Genomic DNA, 19,142 nt, shown 5'->3' with positions numbered 1-19,142 from the left:
AATTTGATATTAGTTGTTGCGCAAAGATACTATCAATAAATTATACTTCAATGACTTCGACAGCATCATTTATATAAACAATATACTTGTGCTTTATGGAATAATTCATGACTTCAAGAATTGAAGCATAACTATTTAGCTGGGATTTATATGAGGTTTTTTGCTCACCAGTTTTGTAATCTATAATGATGGCTTCATTATTGGAATGAATATTTATACGGTCTGGTCTTAGGATTTGACCAGTATTGGTAATAATATCTCTTTCGTTATATATTTCGAATTCACTTGTAAAATATGGGCTTAATTTTTGGTGTTGTATTACTTCCATTACTAAATCTCTTAATTCTTTCTCCTCTGAGCTTAGAATATCCCCAGATACCACCAAGTCATTGATTGCGAAATCTACATCCTGGCTTGTTTTAATCTTAGATAGAATAAGATGCACTAGGTTACCACGTTCCATCGCTCTTTCTTGTTTTGTGTCCCAAAGTTGACCAGACTTGGTAATAATATTTAGGTTGTGATCTTCTTTGGGAACAGAAATGAGTCGAAGAGGCTCATTTTTATCTTCTGACTCTGGTCTTTCATGATTATTAATGAGTGAGCCGAAACTATAAGTTGATTGGTTATCGGACCACTTTCCTAAAGTCTGTAAATAAGAAATGAACATTCCAGCATAGGTGTTTTCAGCAACCACACCTTTATTATTTATGTCTTTTTTTGAAATTACATAAAGCTGCTCTACAGCTCTAGTAAGTGTAACGTACAACAGGTTTAAATTATCGAGTTCTAATTGTGATTGATGTGTGTTATATATGAGTTGTCCTATTTCTCCAAAATGCTCCGTGTCCTTATTGTAATTGAGCAAAAGAGTTTCAAAGCCATTATAGTCATTTTCCTCTACTGGAAACCATGTCTTTGGGTCTAACTCTCTGTAAATATTTAAATCCGCAAATGGAAATATGACCACAGGAAACTCTAACCCTTTAGACTTATGAATGGTCATTATCTGAACTGCATTCATGTTTTTTGGGGAAACAACACTAAGACTGTCCTTTTTCTTATCAAAATAGTCAATAAAAGCAGCTAGATCTGAATTTTGCTTTTGAGTAAATTCTAAAACAACATCTAAATAAAACATAAGATAGGCATCAGATGAATTATGAAGATTGAAGGTTCTTATGAGTTGCTCAACCAGCTCATAAAGCGACATGCGCAAAAGCTCGTTTTTTTCTAGAAATATATCTAAACTCTTTAAGCTTAAAAACAATTCTTCAATACTTGGTTTAAGGTGTGTTTCAAAAAACAAATGTTTATCATTGACGCTATGTTGTTCGGCTATGAATGATAAAATTTCAATCTTTAAGCTGTCATTATTAGGCTGTAGCAACAAGCGTAAAAACGAATCGAGAAAATTAACCTTATCAGAATTCTTTAAAAGCAAAGTCTCTGAAGATGTAATTTCTATACCATTTTCACTGAGATGGTTAGCAATGGCTACGCCTTCTTTTCGCTTTCTAACAATTATACAAATATCATTAAGTGAATAGCCATTGTTTTGACACTCTTTTATTCTGTTGAGCACCTGGCTTGCGTATAAATCAGTAGCATCATCATCTTTAGAAATATCTAAAAATTCGATTTTTACATAGCCTTCAATTTCATTATTTAAGTTTTGATTTGAGTTTTCGTAAAGTTCTGCATAACGGTTGTCGGTAAAATAATTTTCACTTAAAAACTTAAAAAAACCATTATTAAAATTGATAATTTCCTTTGCGCTTCTGTAATTGGTGTCGAGGGTTAAGACTTCAGCCTCTACCTGAAATGGATTTTCGGTTTTGTTATAAAGATCAATAAACTGTTCCGCTTCGCCACCACGCCATCTATAAATAGCTTGTTTGGCATCGCCAACTAACATCACAGAACCATGTGAAGTCGATAAAGAACTGTCTAAAAGCGAAATGAGGTTTCTCCATTGCATTTTAGACGTATCCTGAAACTCGTCAATAAAGTAATGCTTAAATTTCTCTCCCAGCCGTTCATAAATAAATGGTGTAGGTTGGTCTTTAATTTCGTTGCTTATGATTTTGTTAAACTCCGAAATGAGCAATTTATTCTGCTCTTCCTTGAGCATATTTAGTTCATTTTGAATAGCATTGAGAACTGATAAAGGCGTAATATTTTTATAAAATCCTTTTTTTAGCTTTAACTCTATAATTAAGGCCTTAGTTTTGAGAAAAGCCTCGGCCAAATCGGGTTGAACACTTTCAATCGTAGAGGCAATAATTTCTGTAACTCGTTTAGGGTAAAGTGTATTGCCCTCTGTTAAGTCGCTCTGCCAAGAAGAATCAAAAGACACATTAAAATTTCTAGAACTTAAATTCTCAAAATAATTTGGAAGTGATTTTCTGCTGAAATCATCAAACTGTAAACCACATTCATCTATTAAGGCTAAGGTTGTTTCTGCAATTTTTAAAATATCAACTTCAAGTTTAGTAATTTGTTGGCTTAAGCTAGATTTTAAAATTTTAAAATCAGCAATGGTTTTGTCTTTTAGGGTTTCTATAGCCGGCAAATCATTTTCACTGACCAAAAGCTTCGCTATTTTATTAAAATCGTAACTGATGTCCCAACTTTTGTCATCATCAGCTTTTTCAATGGCGAAATCTACCAGTACTTTTGTGAGTGCTTTATCTGTTCCTGCTTTGGCAATTAGACTGTCAACGGCTTCATTCAAAAGGCGTTCTTGGTCTAGTTCCACTTCAAAATTTACAGGTAATTTTAAATCGTGGGCAAAAGTTCTAATAACCCTATGCGTAAATCCGTCTATAGTAGAAATATCAAACGCACCATAATTATGGATAATATGTTTGAGTATGTGCTTAGACTTATTATGAAGGTTTTCAGCTGAAATGGACAACTCTTCACAGATAGCAGTAAACATAGGGTGCGGTTCTCTAAGGCTTTTTTCTTGAGAAAACAGCTTGAGCATCTCAATAATTCTTTCTTTCATCTCACCAACCGCCTTATTGGTAAATGTAATGGCTAAAATGGATTTAAACTGATCGTAATTTTGGGATTGGACCAATATTTTAATATACGATTTGGCTAACGTGAATGTTTTTCCACTACCAGCAGAAGCATTGTATATTTTAAAGGGTGAATTTGACAAAAGATAAATTTTATACCAAAATAGGGAATCTTAATAATTTATTTAGAACTTCTTGTTTTCAAAATCGTAAATTTGTTAGAATTGAAATATTAACCATTAAAAATAAATACATTATGGCTTTTGAATTACCAAAATTAAAATACGCTTATGATGCTTTAGTACCACATATTGATGCTCGCACAATGGAGATTCATCATTCTAAACATCATCAAGGTTACACTAATAAATTGAATGGCGCAATTGAAGGCACCGATCTTGAAGGAAAAACAATTGAAAATATCCTTATTAATTTAGATATGGATAACAAAGCAGTTAGAAATAACGGAGGTGGTTTTTACAACCACTCATTGTTTTGGGAAGTTATGAATCCAGAGGATAAAGGTTACCTTTCAGGGGATTTAAAGGATGCAATTGAGGCAGAATTTGGATCCAAAGAGGCTTTTGTCGATGCGTTTTCTAAAGCTGCTGCAACACAGTTTGGTTCTGGTTGGGCTTGGTTATGTGTCCATAAAGGAGGTAAGGTTGAAGTTTGTTCAACTCCTAACCAAGATAATCCATTAATGCCAGGAGTTGGTTGTGGTGGAACACCAATATTAGGTTTAGATGTTTGGGAACATGCATATTATTTAAACTACCAAAACAGAAGACCAGATTATATTGATGCCTTTTTTAAGGTAATTAACTGGAATGAAGTTGAGCGTCGTTACGCAGAAGCGAAATAAGTAGTGGCATAACACAAATAAAAAATCCAGGCTTGTCGAGCTTGGATTTTTTATGAATTAAAATGAAAAAAGGTGAACGAGAGTTCACCTTTTTTGCCCCAAATCTACCATAAACTTAACCTACTTATGTTATGGTGAGTCAAATATAAGTTCACATCATTTTAACTTCTGAATTTTTTGGATAAACGACCTATATATTAGTCTAAGCGTGGAAACTACTTTGATTACTTAGCTTTTAGTTAATAAATAACCCCTGGAAATTAAAAATTCAAGGATTTTTATTTTAATGGTATCCATAAAAAAAGGTGAACAGTGTTCACCTTTTTTTGCCCCAAATCTACCATGAACTTAACCTACTTATGTTATGGTGATACCAAAGTAAATGTTATTTGTTAAAAGAGTACATATATTGGACGAAATGCATCTTTCTTAGATTAAATACACATTTTTTCGGATTAAACGTTAATTTTGAGCGATAATTAGTAAGCACGCTCTTTATTTCCTTCGTAGAAATTTATAAATGCTCTATTCACTACTCTATTGCCTCCATCTGTTGGATAGTCTCCGGTAAAATACCAATCTCCTAAATTCTTTGGACAAGCCTTATGAAGGTTTTCAACTGGCTGAAAAATGATTTTCACTTCTGCGTTCACGTCTTCATCACTCAAAAGCTCTGCGATTTTATCAGAAATTTGCTCGTCAGTAAAATTGTTATAGATCTCTTTTACATAATTCACTACATTTTTATCATTTAGATGGACCTGCTCAAGACATTTTTTGTAAACGTCCTCTACAATGTGGTATTGGTCATTATCTCTTAATAATTCTAAGGCAGCTCTAAAAGCCACAAGACTTTCTAGGTTTGCCATATCTATACCGTAGCAATCTGGGTAGCGTATTTGAGGAGCAGATGATACCACAACAATCTTTTTGGGATTCAAGCGGTCCATCATTTTTATGATACTTTTCTTAAGTGTAGTGCCTCGTACTATACTATCATCTATAATCACTAAATTATCTGTGGACTTTATAACTCCATAGGTTACGTCATATACGTGGGCAACTAAATCATCCCTACTACTATCTTCAGTAATAAATGTTCTTAGCTTAACATCTTTAATGGCAATCTTTTCTATTCGCGGTCTTTCTGATAATATTTCTGTAACTCTTTCTGCTGAAAGTTTTCCGTTTCCATCTAAGATGGATTTAGTTTTTTTAGCATTAAGATGTTCTTCAACCGTATCAATCATTCCATAAAATGAAGTTTCAGCGGTGTTTGGTATAAATGAGAATACTGTGTTTTCAGTATCATTGCCAATAGCTTCAAGAACCTTAGGCATCAATAAACGACCTAATTCTTTTCTTTCTTTATAGATTTCTGCATCACTACCTCTAGAGAAATAAATACGTTCAAACGAACAAGCTTTACGCTCTAAAGGCTCTAGTATCTTTTTAATTTTAGTTTCACCAGATTTTTTTGTGATAATGGCATGTCCTGGATCTAATTCTTTTACATCTTCAAAAGCAACATTAAAAACGGTTTGTATTACAGGTCGCTCAGAAGCAACAACCACAACTTCGTCATCTTTATAATAATATGTAGGCCTGATGCCTGCAGGGTCTCTTAAAACAAATGAATCTCCATGACCTAATAAGCCAGCCATAGCATAGCCGCCATCCCAATTTTTAGCCGCGCGTTTTAATATTTTGCTCAGTTTTAAACGCTCAGCTATTAATGGCGAACATTCAATTTTTGAATAGCCTTCTTTTTTTAAGTCTTTATAAATTTTAGCGACAGCGTCATCTAGGAAATGACCAATTTTTTCCATTACAGTTATGGTGTCCGCTTTTTCCTTGGGATGCTGTCCCAAATCTATCAAATTATCGAAAAGCTCATTAACATTGGTCATGTTAAAGTTGCCAGCAACAATCAGATTTCGGTGCATCCAATTGTTTTGTCTCAGAAAAGGATGAACACTTTCAACACTGTTTTTCCCAAATGTGCCATAGCGTACATGACCCAATAACAATTCGCCAACGTAAGGAATATGCTTTTTTTGAAGTTCAGTGTTGTCTTTATACTCTGGGTGCTTTGTAATTTCCTCATTAATACGCTCATTAATCTGAGCAAATATATCTTGAATAGGCTGTTGCGCAATAGAACGCACTCTACTGATATAGCGCTCACCAGGGCTTGTGTCTAATTTAATACTTGCAAAACCAGCACCATCTTGTCCACGGTTGTGCTGCTTTTCCATCATTAGGTACATTTTATTGACACCATAAAAGGCACTCCCATACTTTTTCTTGTAATAATCTAATGGTTTTAAAAGTCTAATAAGTGCAATACCGCACTCATGTTTTAAAGCATCACTCATATTCTATAATAAAAAAACGCACTCATTTTCAGAGTGCGCTAGATTTAAGTTAATTCTATATCAAATTGTGTTAGACTCTTAAATTGGCCTAATCGTTTATGTACTTCACTTGCAGTGAGATTAAGCATTCGCTCCGTACCAAATTTTTCTACACAAAAGGATGCTAAGGTAGAACCATAGATCACAGCATTTTTCATGTTCTCAAAGGAGTAATCTTCAGTTTTGGCTAAGTAACCTGCAAAGCCACCGGCAAAGGTATCACCTGCTCCTGTTGGATCAAAAACTTCTTCTAAAGGTAATGCAGGCGCATAGAATACATTATCGTCATGAAACAATAGCGCTCCATGCTCACCTTTTTTAATCACTACATATTTTGGGCCCATCTCATGAATCTTTCTAGCAGCAACAACCAATGAATATTCTCCGGTTAATTGTCTTGCTTCCTCATCATTTATAGTGATAACGTCTATATGTTTTATAGTATTGTGTAAATCATCTAGGGCACAATCCATCCAAAAATTCATAGTATCTAGTATGGCCAACTTTGGCTTGGTCTCCATCTGGTTTAGAACACTCATTTGGGTTAGTGGATGTAAATTGCCGAGCATTACAACTTCAGCATCCTTATAATCTTCAGGAACTTTAGGTTCAAAATCGGCAAGTACGTTTAATTCGGTAGCTAAGGTGTCTCTAGAGTTCATATCATTATGGTACTTACCACTCCAAAAGAAGGTTTTGCCGTCTTTTACAATTTCAACACCAGAAATATCGATATTTCTGTCTGTCATTAAATCTAAGTACTCTTGTGGAAAATCGCCTCCAACCACAGACACAACTGCGGAATCAACATTAAAATTTGACGCAGCCAAACCTATAAAAGTCCCAGCACCACCAAGAATTTTATCGGTTTTGCCAAAAGGTGTTTCAATAGCATCAAAAGCCACTGTTCCGACAATTACTAATTTACCCATTAAAGTAAGTTTGAATTAAGGTGCAAAAGTACATAAAATATCTTCCTTGTGAAATAGCGTCCTAACCTAATAACAGAAATTATTTTCTCCCAAAATCTGCAGGAATTTCTCCCCAAGCCTTTGTTTCCCATTTTACTATGGTAGTAGAATAATTATTGATTTTCAACCATTTTACAGCTCTATCAACCAACTCAAACAAATCTTTGTTTTTGTTATTCCGCTCAAGTTTAGTATTGCAAGTTTTTTTTCGCACCCAACTCATGGCAGTTTTAGAATCTGTGTAGATAATCCTGTCACTTTTATGTTGTTTTAAAAAAGCCAAACCATGAACAATGGCCAAGAATTCGCCTATGTTATTAGTGCCTTCCTCAAAAGGACCTTGTATAAAAAGTTGTTTTTTGGACTTGGTATCTACACCACGATATTCCATTTTACCAGGATTGCCAGATGATGCTGCATCAACTGAAATAGAATTATAATTCGGTTGACCAATTTTTTTCAGTTGTTCGTTAGAAAGGTCACTTTTAAAACTTTTCGATTTTCCTATATAGTCTTTTGGTCCATCTCTATACGCTTTCTTTGCTGCGTCAAAAGTTGTGAAGGATTTATACTGTGCTCCTTTAAAGTCTTTGATTTGAGCCTTGCAATCGTCCCAAGATTCAAAGACTCCTGTGTTATGGCCTTTCCAGACGGTGTAATATTTTTTTTTATTTTTTGACATGAATTATTTTGACACGGATTTCACAGATCGTTTTGGAATTTAGTTTTTGAAATTTGTTAATTAATTAATTGCTGTACAACCTTCGGAAAATGTTCCATCTCCAACTCATGAATCTTTTTAGCCACATCTTCAGCAGAATCCGATGGTTCAACCTCACATTTAGCCTGAAAAATTATAGCTCCTTCGTCATAATTTTCATTTACGTAATGAATTGTTATCCCAGTTTCAGTTTCTTTATTTGCTACAACAGCCTCGTGAACAAAGTTTCCGTACATCCCTTTTCCGCCATATTTTGGTAGTAAAGCAGGATGGATATTTATCACTTTATTTTCAAAATCCTTGAGAATAAATTCAGGAAACTTCCAAAGAAAACCCGCCAAAACAATAAGGTCTGGTTGAGACGCTTTTAGAATATTCAACACGTCTTCAGATTTTGAAAAGGCAATTCTATTAAAGGATAAGGCGCTCACTTTCAATTTTTTACATCGTTCTAAGACTTTGGCATGAGGATTGTTAGTCAATACTTGAATAACAGACGCATTATCGCTGTTGTGAAAAAACTTAATTAAATTTTCAGCATTACTTCCACTTCCGGACGCAAAAATTACAATTCGTTTCATATACTTGCCATCATGTTCAAATTATTCAAACAAAAAAAAGAATAATAATTAACAATTAGGGCAAAACGGAATACTTCTATTTTATTTTTACTAAATTAAAAGCACATTTTATCGGTAAAGATGATTTTTAACGTAAAGTTTTTTATTTTTGCCATCTAATTAAAACTTAAAATTAAAAGATTATGTCAGACATTGCATCACGAGTAAAAGCGATTATCGTAGACAAATTAGGTGTTGATGAAAACGAAGTTGTAACTGAAGCGAGCTTCACTAACGACTTAGGTGCAGATTCATTGGATACTGTAGAATTAATAATGGAATTTGAAAAAGAATTTGATATTCAAATCCCAGATGATCAAGCTGAGAACATTGCAACAGTTGGTCAAGCTATCTCTTACATAGAAGAAGCAAAATAAGAACTTTATTTTTATGGAATTAAAGCGAGTCGTAGTTACTGGTCTAGGTGCTCTTACGCCAATTGGCAATACCAAAGATGAATATTGGAATGGTCTTGTTAATGGTGAAAGTGGTGCTGCTCCAATTACACATTTTGATGCTGAGAAGTTCAAAACACAATTCGCTTGTGAAGTAAAAAACTTTGAAGTTACTGACTTTATTGACAGAAAGCTGGCAAAGCGAATGGACAAGTTTTCGCAGTATGCAATGGTTGCTTCGGATGAGGCAATTGCAGACTCAAAACTAGATCTAGATTCATTAAACAAATATAGAGTAGGAGTTATTTGGGGAGCTGGTATTGGTGGTTTAGAGACATTTCAGGAAGAAGTGTTAAACTATGCTGCTGGTGATGGCACACCTCGTTTTAACCCTTTCTTCATTCCGAAAATGATTGCTGATATTGCACCAGGGAACATATCTATTAAATATGGTTTCATGGGACCAAACTACACAACGGTTTCTGCTTGTGCTTCTTCTGCTAATTCAATGATCGATGCCTTAAACACGATACGTTTAGGTCATTGTGATGTTGTAATTACAGGTGGAAGTGAAGCTGCGGTTACCATTGCTGGTATGGGAGGTTTCAACGCTATGCATGCTATGAGCACTCGTAACGATAGTCCAGAAACAGCTTCTAGACCTTTTGATGCTAACCGAGATGGTTTTGTATTGGGAGAAGGAGCGGGTTCTATTGTTTTAGAAGAGTATGAGCACGCCAAAGCAAGAGGAGCAAAAATCTATGCAGAAGTAGTAGGCGGAGGCTTATCTTCTGATGCTTATCATATGACAGCACCTCACCCAGATGGTATAGGAGTTGTTGCGGTAATGAAAAATTGTTTAGAGAATGCTGGTTTAAATCCTGAAGATGTAGATCATATTAATACACACGGTACATCCACACCACTAGGTGATGTTGCCGAACTTAAAGCTATATCTGAAGTATTTGGCAGCCATGCTAAAAACATAAATATTAATTCTACCAAGTCTATGACTGGTCACTTGTTGGGTGCTGCTGGAGCTATTGAAGCTATTGCTTCGATTTTGGCTTTAGAACATGGAATTATTCCACCGACAATTAACCACGAAACTCACGATGAGAATATAGACCCAGAATTAAATTTAACGCTCAATGAAGCGCAGAAACGAGATATAAAAGTCGCAATGAGTAATACATTTGGATTTGGCGGCCACAACGCTTGTGTATTATTTAAAAAAATAGATTAAATCCCGAATGACTTTCATTCGTAACATATTAAAAAATTCCCGTTCTCAAGGAGACGGGAATTTTTTTTTACAACTAAAAAATATTCTTGGCTTTAAGCCAAAATCTAAATCACTTTACATAAAAGCTTTTACCCATCGTTCTATGAATATTAGGGACAAAAAGGGCAACCCTATTAACTATGAACGTTTGGAGTTTGTTGGTGATGCCATGCTGAGCTCCGTTATTGCAGCTTATTTATACGAAAAAGTGCCCCATGGTGACGAAGGCTATCTTACAAAGATGCGCTCTAAAGTAGTAAGTAGGGAGCACTTAAATGAGCTTGGTAAAGAACTCAACCTCATTGACTTGGTGCAAAGTAGAATACCAAAGTCTAATTTTGGTAACAATATCCATGGTAACCTTTTTGAAGCTTTAGTAGGGGCCATTTATTTAGATAAAGGTTATAAAACTTGCGAAAACTTTATTTACAAACGTGTTATTAATCCTCATGTAGATATAGAGACCTTAGAAGGCAAAGTTATTAGTTATAAAAGTCTGTTGATTGAGTGGTGCCAAAAAGAAAAAAACACATTCGATTATGAAGTCTATGAGGACACAGGCAAAGATGAGTTAAAGCACTTTTCTGTTAAACTTAGTATTAATGATAAAGTGGTCTCAAAGGCCAGGGCAACTTCAAAAAAGAAAGCTGAAGAAAAGGCATCCAAACGCGCTTTTTTTGCATTTCAGAAGCAAATTACCAAGCTTATTTAATTCAAGAATTTAATTTTATTAAACTACAACGTTTTCGTAGATTTTAAGGGTTAAGATTAACCAAAAGTTAATAAATCTAAGGCATTTATATTCTATATTTACATTTCACAGTTATGACTATATGGCTTTACACAAACTTCTTGTTGACGATTTTTATGACGACACCTACAAACTCATTGCTATTCATTGTGGGCTAGAAGACTATCGTTTGGCTTATTTACTTAACCAAAGTTTAGAACTAAACTTAAAGCGTAAATCCAAAGATCTTGATTTTGAATATTTAACATCTTCGTACAGTATTTTTGAGTGGAATAACGTTTCACAATTTGTAACATGGAACTTGGTTTCTAACGTATGCAAAAAAGAGGAAGAGAGTCTATATAGTACAGGCTTATTTCAAACTAATGAAAAAGTATTAAAGACTTTTAATTTAGTCCCAGAGTACAAAAGGGTAGATTACTTTATAAAGATTTCTGATGAGATACAGAATGTAAACGAAAAATTAATCTTGGATAAACTGCAGAATATTCCGCAGATTGTAACAAGTTATTCTGTTAATCCGATACAATTAAAATCAAAAGACCATTTAATTTTTTGAATTGATGCTAAACAAAAAAACCAAAATAGTAGCCACATTAGGCCCAGCAACAAGTAGCAAGGACGTTTTAAAAGCCATGCTCGATGAAGGCGCCAATGTTTTTAGAATAAACTTTTCGCACGCGAATTATAAGGATGTTGAGGAGCGCATAAAAATGATAAGAGAGCTCAATGACGAGTTTGGATACAATGCTTCGATCTTAGCAGATTTACAAGGTCCCAAACTACGTGTTGGCACCATGAAAGGCGAAGTTGTTGTTAATGAAGGGGACGAAATTATTTTCGCAACTGGCAAACGATTTGAAGGAACTAAAGAACGTGTCTATATGACTTACGATAACTTTCCACAAGACGCTAAAAGAGGTGAAAGAATTCTACTGGATGATGGAAAATTAATTTTTGAAGTCGTTTCCACAGACGGAAAGTCTGAAGTAAAGGCAGAAGTTATACAAGGCGGTCCTTTAAAATCTAAAAAAGGGGTAAACCTTCCAAATACAGATATCTCTCAACCTGCTTTGACAAAAAAGGATATAGAGGATGCCATTTTCGCTATAGGACAAAAGGTGGATTGGATCGCTTTATCCTTTGTTAGGCATGCTGAGGATTTAATGCAATTGGAAGAATTAATTAAAGAGCATAGTGATCATAAAATTCCGATTATTGCTAAGATAGAAAAGCCAGAAGCTGTTGAAAACATTGATAAAATTGTTGCTTACTGTGATGGTTTAATGGTAGCGCGTGGTGATTTAGGTGTTGAAATACCAGCTGAGGAAGTGCCATTAATTCAAAAGAAATTAGTACTAAGAGCCAAACGCGCAAGAATTCCTGTAATCATAGCTACGCAAATGATGGAAACCATGATTACAAGCTTAACACCAACACGTGCTGAGGTCAACGATGTTGCCAATTCGGTAATGGATGGTGCTGATGCGGTAATGCTTTCAGGAGAAACCTCTGTTGGGCAATATCCTGTACAAGTGATACGCCAAATGGCAAATATTATACGTAGTGTAGAAGATTCTCCCTTAATTGAAGTGCCACAATCTCCTCCTCATATACGTACCAAACGGTATATAACTAAATCTATTTGTTATCACGCTGCTAATATGGCAAATGAGATCAATGCCAAAACCATTTCTACGTTAACCAATAGTGGTTACACGGCTTTTCAGATTTCTGCATGGAGACCACAAGCCCATATTTTAGTGTTTACATCTAACAAGCGTATTTTAACACAACTGAGTTTACTTTGGGGAGTAGAAGCTTTTTTCTATGATAAGTTTGTAAGTACTGACGAAACGGTTGGTGACATTAATAAAATTGCTAAAGAGCGAGGTTATCTTAAAAAAGGCGATATGGCCATTAGCTTAGCTTCCATGCCAATTACGGAAAAGGGGATGGTGAATACCTTACGTGTTAGGGAGATTACTAATGATTAGAGGTTTAAAAGTATTTAATTTCTAAACTCTACATGATAAATCCGGCTTGCGCCATTATCATATTTATTAATTTCAGAGATTAACTCCTCTGTATTGGTAAAACCATTTTCTTTTGATTCTATGCTACTTCTTCGGCTTGTAAAATAAAGTGTTCCGTTGTTTACAAAAGGACAAAATTCCATATACTTGGAATTAATGGGCTCTCCTAGATTTTCAGCAGTTGTCCATTCACCGTTTACGTTTCTGCTGATATACATATCACCAGATCCCAATGCATCTGGTCGTCTCCAACCTCCGAAAATGATATAAGATTCATCTGGTGCAATAAAAGCATTATACTCAGCACCTTTGGTGTTCACTCCCTCTCCTAAAATTGTTGGCTCTGCATAAGCGTTGTTTTCCCATTTGCTTACAAAGATGTCGTCTGCAGATTCTAGTTCTTCTTTAATAAGAGTAAAATATAGATTGCCATTTGCAGCCACAGCAGGATAAAACTCATCACCATCTGTATTTATTGGTGCACCAATATTTTTTGGTTTAGACCATGCCTCAGCTTTAGAGGAACGCTCCACATACCAAATATCCATATCTTTTGTGTTGGTGCTATCTTTTGAAACAGGTCTGTTAGATACAAAATAGAGCTTTAAATTATCGGGAGATAAAAAAGGTTCAAGATCTGTATATTGGCCTGAAAATCTACTAATTTCAGGATCTTGCCATTCATCATTTTTCTTTTCAATTTTCATGATTACAGAAAGCTCTCTTGCTGGACTTTGCAATGAAAAATAAGCCTCGGTTTCGTCATTATCCATTGTAAAATCCCTAACATTAGTAAACTGTGAAAAGATATGTTCTGCAAAGGGTTGTACACCGCCTTTTTCTTGGTTTTCCTTTTCTGGTTCAGAAGTTACTTCTTTTGAAGCTTCATTATCTTTACATGAAGAAATTGAGAGTAATATGACTACAGCGATTAGTACATTTAAGAATTTCATACGTGGTTGATTTAGTAGTTGACATAAACTTAACAAATTCAACGGATCAAAATTCGAACTTTAACTGAACGCTAACAGATTTTTTTTTGTCTTCCGAAGGCTTTGCTTTGACTGACTTATCTGTATTTAAGTTAGAGAGAGAAATTCCTAAAAGTCTCACCGAATTTTTTAGTTTGTCTTGATATAATAAATCTTTTGCAGTCTCTAAAATAACAACCTTATCGCTTACAAAATAGGGAAGCGTCTTACTTCGGGTCTGTAATGTAAAATCAGAGTATTTTATTTTTAATGTTATGGTTTTTCCTGCAACGTTACTTTTTTCAAGTCGCTTGGCGACTTCTTCTGCAATATGGTCAAGCTTTTCTAGCATAAAAATTTCAGAAGACAAATTTTCACTGAATGTGCGCTCGGCAGCTAGAGACTTGCGTATGCGATTAGGTTTTACTTCACTATTGTGAATGCCTCGCACTACATAGTAATAATACCGACCTGACTTTCCGAAGTTTTCGTCTAAATACTCAAGACTTTTAGCTTTTAAATCATTACCGGTAAAAATGCCTTTTTGATACATCTTTTCTGCGGTGACTTTACCAACACCATAGAATTTTCTAATGTCCAAATCTTCTAAAAATTGAAGCACGTCCTCAGGATTTACCGTTTTTTGACCATTGGGCTTATTGTAATCGCTCGCAACCTTAGCAATAAACTTGTTGATTGAAATACCTGCGGAAGCCGTTAAGCCAACTTCGTCAAAAATGCGTTGCCGTATCTTTTGGGCAATTAAAGTCGCACTAGGCAAGCCTATTTTGTTTTCCGTTACGTCAAGATAGGCTTCATCTAGCGATAAAGGCTCTACTAAATCTGTATACTCGAAAAAAATTTTCCGAATACGATTGGAGATGTCCTTATAACGTTCAAAATCTGTTCTAACAAAAATTAGTTCTGGGCATAGTTTTTCTGCCAAACGACCAGACATGGCGCTTCTTACACCATATTTGCGAGCTTCATAACTTGCCGCACTTATCACGCCTCTTTTTCCGCCACCTCCAACAGCTATTGGTTTGCCTTTAAGTTCAGGGTTGTCCATTTGGGCTATGGAAGCATAAAACGCATCCATATCCACATGAATTATCTTTCTTATTGGTAAATCGTTTAGCATGCAGTAAATTTAGGGATTAAATATAGTTTAAGTAGTATCGATAATGGCCGTAGAAATTGAGCGTAAGTTTTTAGTGACATCTGATGGCTTTAAAAAAGAAGCCTCAACGAGCTATAGTATTCAACAAGGTTTTTTAAACAGTCATAAAGAACGAACTGTACGTGTTAGACTGAAGGAGGATAAAGGCTATTTGACTATAAAAGGAAAATCTTCTAACGATGGTTTATCTCGATTTGAATGGGAAAAAGAAATTACTAGGGTAGAAGCTGAAAATCTTTTAGAACTATGTGAAGAATCCATTATAGATAAGAAACGCTACGAAGTCAAATATGGCAGCCATACGTTTGAAGTTGATGAGTTTTATGGTAATAATGATGGTTTAATTATTGCTGAAGTTGAACTACAATCTAAGAATGAAACTTTTGAAAGACCTAACTGGTTGGGTAAAGAAGTTACTGGTGATATAAAATATTATAATTCGCAATTAAGCAAACAACCATTTAAAAACTGGAAAGAATGAAAAATATACTAATAATTCTATGTGTATTTAGTTTACTATCATGTAAAAACGAAACAAAATCCAATGAGAAAACTTCAGAGTCCCAAGAAGAAAGTATTGAAACTATTAAAGAGCAATCTGTTGCTGAAATAAAAGCTAAACTTGTAGACGAGGGTTATGAGGTCTTTGATTATGTTGATGAGAAGACAAAGGATACTACATTAATGCAGCAATACTTTATAGCTTTTTTAAAACGCGGACCAATTAGAAATCAAAATGAAGAGAAATCCGCGAGACTTCAAAAAGAGCATTTAGCGCACTTAGGTAAAATGTACGAATTAGGTTATGCGGATATCTCTGGACCTTTTGGTGATGACGGTGATATTAGAGGTATCACAATTTACAACGTGCCAACTTTAGAAATGGCAGACAGTTTAGCAAATGCCGACCCAATGGTTAAAGCTGGACGATTAGTTAGAGAACTGCATCCTTGGTGGGCAGCTAAGGGATTTCCATTACGATAAAACAAAAACGCTCTGATAAGAATCAGAGCGCTTTTTATTATAATCTTAAACTCAATAAGACTTACTTCTGAGTCTCAGGAGAGCCACTCACTATTAAAAACTCTGAGCGTCTGTTTTGTTGGTGCTCTTCTTCAGTACAGTTTTGACCACATTTTACCTTAAGGTTACTTTCTCCTTTACCTTCCGCAGAGATTCGAGATTCGTCTATACCTTTGGAAATAACATATTGCTGTGTGCTCTTTGCTCTACGTTGAGAAAGCTTTTGGTTGTATGGCACAGATCCTCTACTATCTGTATGTGATGTAGCATTAATTACTAGATCTGGATATTTGTTCATTATCTGTACCAATTTATCCAATTCAAAAGCAGCTTGTGCTGTGATGTTGGACTTATCGAAATCAAAGTAAATAGGGTTTAATACTATTTCCTCTGGTGCAATAATTTTTTCTATTGGGTCTAACGAAATTTGAACCTCTAACTCTTCCTCACTTGTTCCGTTAACAGTGACTTTTTTGCTTTCAAAATCTTCCATCACTACTTCAAGCTCGGTATCTTGCTCACACTCTATTATAAATTCAGCAATACCCTCAGCATTAGTAGTTTTAGTTGCCATTTTGTTACCTTCCGCATCGTACAATGAAACAGAAGCACCATTTAAAGGATTTCTTGTTTCGTCATCCAATACTATTGCAGTAATTAAAACATCACAAAGCGGTTGTAGTTTTTTGAATGCATAAATATCATCACTTCCTTGTCCACCATCTCTGTTTGAAGAGACAAAACCTTCTTCAGCTTCTTCATCAATGGTAAATGCAAAATCGTCACCATTACTGTTAATAGGAATACCTACATTTCTTATTGGTGCCATTTTCCCATCTATTTCCCTAGTGTAGAACACATCCATTCCTCCGAGGCCTAAATGACCTGTAGAAGAGAAGTAAAGCGTATTGTTGCTACTTATAAAAGGAAACATTTCTTGACCTTCAGTATTTACTTTTTGACCTAGGTTTTGAGGCTCTCCAATAGTCCCATCATCATTAATTGGCGCTTTATAAATATCATATTTTCCAAAGCCACCAGGCATATTAGATGCGAAATATAAAGTAGAACCATCAGGACTAACCGAAGGGTTCTTTACAGAGTAATTTTCGCTGTTTATTGACAGGCTTTCTACATTATCAAAATCATCACCCAATTTAGTAGCCTTATAAAGATATAATTGACTGTAACGCACCTTACTTATGGAGTCTTTTTCAAAATCCTTTTCGAAATAGCTTTCCCTAGAAAAATACATAGTGTTACCATCTGGTGTGATTGAAACTAAACCTTCGTGATGTCTAGTATTTATCTGATCGTTCATTAAGGTCGCCTCAGAATATGACCCATCAGAATTTTTGGTCAGAGTGTAAATATCTAAAAATGGTTGCTCGTTCCAACCATAAGTTTTTCGGTTATCATTTCTGGCAGAAGTAATATAAAGTTTACCATTATGCATGGTTCCTCCAAAATCTGATTGAGCCGAATTAAAACCACCATCTTGTACATTAAACTTTTTACCTTGTTCTAAAATTTTAGGAAGGTAATTAGGGTTTTTTCTAAAGGCTGTTGCTCTATCATCGGATGGACGCATAGAAGCAAATTTTTCCATTTGCTGGTTAGATTCTTCATATTTTCCATTAGCCTTTAGCATTTCGGAATATTTGAAGATCATTTCTGGATCATCCATAGATTCTAAAGCTTTTGCATACCATTTCTCAGCCTCAACAGTATTGAAAATGTTATAATTGCTTTCTGCCAATTGAGCATAAACATAAGGAGATCCCTTACCGTTGTCTACGAGTTTTTTATAGCTTTCAGCAGCATCAACATATTCAAATCTGGCAAATTCCTTGTCAGCTTTCTTGGTGTCTTTGTTCTGAGCAGTTAAGCATAAACCACTCATCAACGTGATAAATAATAGTATTTTTAAGTTTTTCATAATTTGTTTAGCTTAACGGATTAAAAGTATCTAGGTGAACGAGAAACACGTTTCGGGAAATTAAGGTCAAATAACAGCATGACTTCATGCGATGCTGGCGCAAAAGCCTTAATGTCAGATGATACAGCATCATACGCATAGCCAACCCTTAATGATGGCGACAATGCAAAGTTAACCAATCCAGAAAATGAGTCATCCAATCTGTATGAAGCACCAATTTCAAATTTCTTAAAGAATCTTGCATTAAGGTTGACATCAAAAGATGTTGGTGCGTCAAAAGCAGACTTAACCATAAACGAAGGCTTTAATTCTGTGTTAGGTGATAAATCAAAAACATAACCACCTGTTACGAAATAATGTTGAGTTTCTGATCCAATTTTATTTCCGTTTGAGTCTAAATGAACAGATGACAAAAGATTGGGAACGGATAAGGATAAATAATATTTATCAGTATAATAAAAGAAACCTGCACCAATATTAGGTGTCGTCTCATTGATTCCGATACCGAAGAAAGGGTCATTCATATCTATTACATCTACATTTCCGCTGGTTAAATTTATATCATGAAATGTAGCTCCAGCTTTAACACCAAATGCCAAACGGTGCTCACCACCTAACCTAAGTGTATAAGATAGGTCAACATATGCGTTGGTTTCTTTTACAGGACCTATTTGATCTGCAATTAATGATACACCAAGGCCAAGGTTATTGCCAATTGGCGCGTGACCAAAAAATGTACCAGTTTCAGGTCCGCCATCTATTTTAGCCCATTGATTTCTGTACAATAATCCAAAAGATAGATTTTCCCTAGAACCTGCATAAGCTGGGTTCATAATATTCATATTGTACATGTACTGTGTGTACTGAGGGTCTTGTTGCCCATGCATTTGAAATGCTAAAAGCAAAACCGCTATTATCGAGAGTTTTTTCATTATAATA

At 35.0% G+C, this 19,142-nt stretch carries 17 protein-coding genes; 8 read left to right on the top strand and 9 right to left on the bottom strand.

The window, feature by feature from the left end:
• Positions 1-40: 40 nt before the first annotated feature.
• A complete protein-coding gene (locus F1003_RS09040) occupies positions 41-3,172 on the bottom strand; it encodes a UvrD-helicase domain-containing protein (RefSeq protein ID WP_155089086.1) in 3,132 nt (1,043 codons plus the stop codon).
• Between the two features lie 113 nt (positions 3,173-3,285).
• Between F1003_RS09040 and F1003_RS09035 the strand changes: the two genes are divergently transcribed.
• The gene (locus F1003_RS09035) at positions 3,286-3,894 is read left to right on the top strand and encodes a superoxide dismutase (RefSeq protein ID WP_155089085.1); all 609 of its coding nucleotides are present in this window, start codon (positions 3,286-3,288) and stop codon (positions 3,892-3,894) included.
• Between the two features lie 479 nt (positions 3,895-4,373).
• On the opposite strand, the gene F1003_RS09030 is transcribed toward F1003_RS09035, so the two are convergent.
• The 4 genes from F1003_RS09030 to purN form a co-directional block, all read right to left on the bottom strand.
• Positions 4,374-6,272, bottom strand: coding sequence for an amidophosphoribosyltransferase (locus F1003_RS09030; RefSeq protein ID WP_155089084.1), 1,899 nt, complete (start codon positions 6,270-6,272; stop codon positions 4,374-4,376).
• 44 nt (positions 6,273-6,316) lie between these two features.
• On the bottom strand, positions 6,317-7,243 hold the full coding sequence (locus F1003_RS09025; protein ID WP_155089083.1) for a PfkB family carbohydrate kinase: 927 nt from the start codon (positions 7,241-7,243) through the stop codon (positions 6,317-6,319).
• 79 nt (positions 7,244-7,322) lie between these two features.
• The gene (locus F1003_RS09020; RefSeq protein ID WP_155089082.1) at positions 7,323-7,964 is read right to left on the bottom strand and encodes a ribonuclease H1 domain-containing protein; all 642 of its coding nucleotides are present in this window, start codon (positions 7,962-7,964) and stop codon (positions 7,323-7,325) included.
• 56 nt (positions 7,965-8,020) lie between these two features.
• Complete coding sequence (gene purN, locus F1003_RS09015; protein WP_155089081.1) at positions 8,021-8,584, bottom strand: phosphoribosylglycinamide formyltransferase; 564 nt, start codon at positions 8,582-8,584, stop codon at positions 8,021-8,023.
• 182 nt (positions 8,585-8,766) lie between these two features.
• Here purN and F1003_RS09010 point away from each other — a divergent pair, with 182 nt between their 5' ends.
• The 5 genes from F1003_RS09010 to pyk all read left to right on the top strand — a co-directional run bounded on the left by F1003_RS09010 (position 8,767) and on the right by pyk (position 13,051).
• Positions 8,767-9,000 (top strand): acyl carrier protein, encoded by a 234-nt coding sequence (locus F1003_RS09010; protein ID WP_008269813.1) that lies wholly within the window; start codon positions 8,767-8,769, stop codon positions 8,998-9,000.
• A gap of 13 nt (positions 9,001-9,013) precedes the next feature.
• Positions 9,014-10,264: a beta-ketoacyl-ACP synthase II gene (gene fabF, locus F1003_RS09005; RefSeq protein WP_155089080.1), complete on the top strand. Its 1,251-nt coding sequence runs from the start codon at positions 9,014-9,016 to the stop codon at positions 10,262-10,264.
• 7 nt (positions 10,265-10,271) lie between these two features.
• A complete protein-coding gene (rnc, locus tag F1003_RS09000) occupies positions 10,272-11,015 on the top strand; it encodes a ribonuclease III (protein WP_155089079.1) in 744 nt (247 codons plus the stop codon).
• A gap of 121 nt (positions 11,016-11,136) precedes the next feature.
• Entirely contained in the window at positions 11,137-11,613 is a 477-nt protein-coding gene (locus F1003_RS08995) for an IPExxxVDY family protein (protein ID WP_155089078.1), read from the top strand.
• 4 nt (positions 11,614-11,617) lie between these two features.
• A complete protein-coding gene (pyk, locus tag F1003_RS08990) occupies positions 11,618-13,051 on the top strand; it encodes a pyruvate kinase (protein ID WP_412559501.1) in 1,434 nt (477 codons plus the stop codon).
• Between the two features lie 14 nt (positions 13,052-13,065).
• On the opposite strand, the gene F1003_RS08985 is transcribed toward pyk, so the two are convergent.
• Both F1003_RS08985 and dinB read right to left on the bottom strand, forming a co-directional pair.
• Positions 13,066-14,043, bottom strand: coding sequence for a TolB family protein (locus F1003_RS08985; protein WP_155089076.1), 978 nt, complete (start codon positions 14,041-14,043; stop codon positions 13,066-13,068).
• 46 nt (positions 14,044-14,089) lie between these two features.
• Positions 14,090-15,202 carry a DNA polymerase IV gene (gene dinB, locus F1003_RS08980; RefSeq protein ID WP_155089075.1) on the bottom strand — a complete coding sequence of 371 codons (1,113 nt, stop codon included), beginning with the start codon at positions 15,200-15,202 and terminating at the stop codon, positions 14,090-14,092.
• 43 nt (positions 15,203-15,245) lie between these two features.
• On the opposite strand from dinB, the gene F1003_RS08975 reads away from it, so the two are divergent.
• The gene (locus F1003_RS08975) at positions 15,246-15,722 is read left to right on the top strand and encodes a CYTH domain-containing protein (RefSeq protein WP_155089073.1); all 477 of its coding nucleotides are present in this window, start codon (positions 15,246-15,248) and stop codon (positions 15,720-15,722) included.
• Complete coding sequence (locus F1003_RS08970) at positions 15,719-16,225, top strand: YciI family protein (protein ID WP_155089071.1); 507 nt, start codon at positions 15,719-15,721, stop codon at positions 16,223-16,225. The genes F1003_RS08975 and F1003_RS08970 overlap by 4 nt, the downstream gene beginning before the upstream one ends.
• A gap of 61 nt (positions 16,226-16,286) precedes the next feature.
• On the opposite strand, the gene F1003_RS08965 is transcribed toward F1003_RS08970, so the two are convergent.
• Together F1003_RS08965 and F1003_RS08960 are read right to left on the bottom strand one after the other, a co-directional pair.
• Positions 16,287-18,203: an OmpA family protein gene (locus F1003_RS08965; protein WP_155089069.1), complete on the bottom strand. Its 1,917-nt coding sequence runs from the start codon at positions 18,201-18,203 to the stop codon at positions 16,287-16,289.
• Between the two features lie 20 nt (positions 18,204-18,223).
• Entirely contained in the window at positions 18,224-19,135 is a 912-nt protein-coding gene (locus tag F1003_RS08960; RefSeq protein WP_155089067.1) for a PorP/SprF family type IX secretion system membrane protein, read from the bottom strand.
• Between the last annotated feature and the right edge of the window lie 7 nt (positions 19,136-19,142).

The sequence above is a fragment of the Winogradskyella ouciana genome (assembly GCF_009709615.1).
GTDB classification, from domain to species: Bacteria; Bacteroidota; Bacteroidia; order Flavobacteriales; family Flavobacteriaceae; genus Winogradskyella; species Winogradskyella ouciana.
Note: the sequence above shows the minus strand (reverse complement) of the source record. Positions and strands in the feature narration are given on the sequence as shown.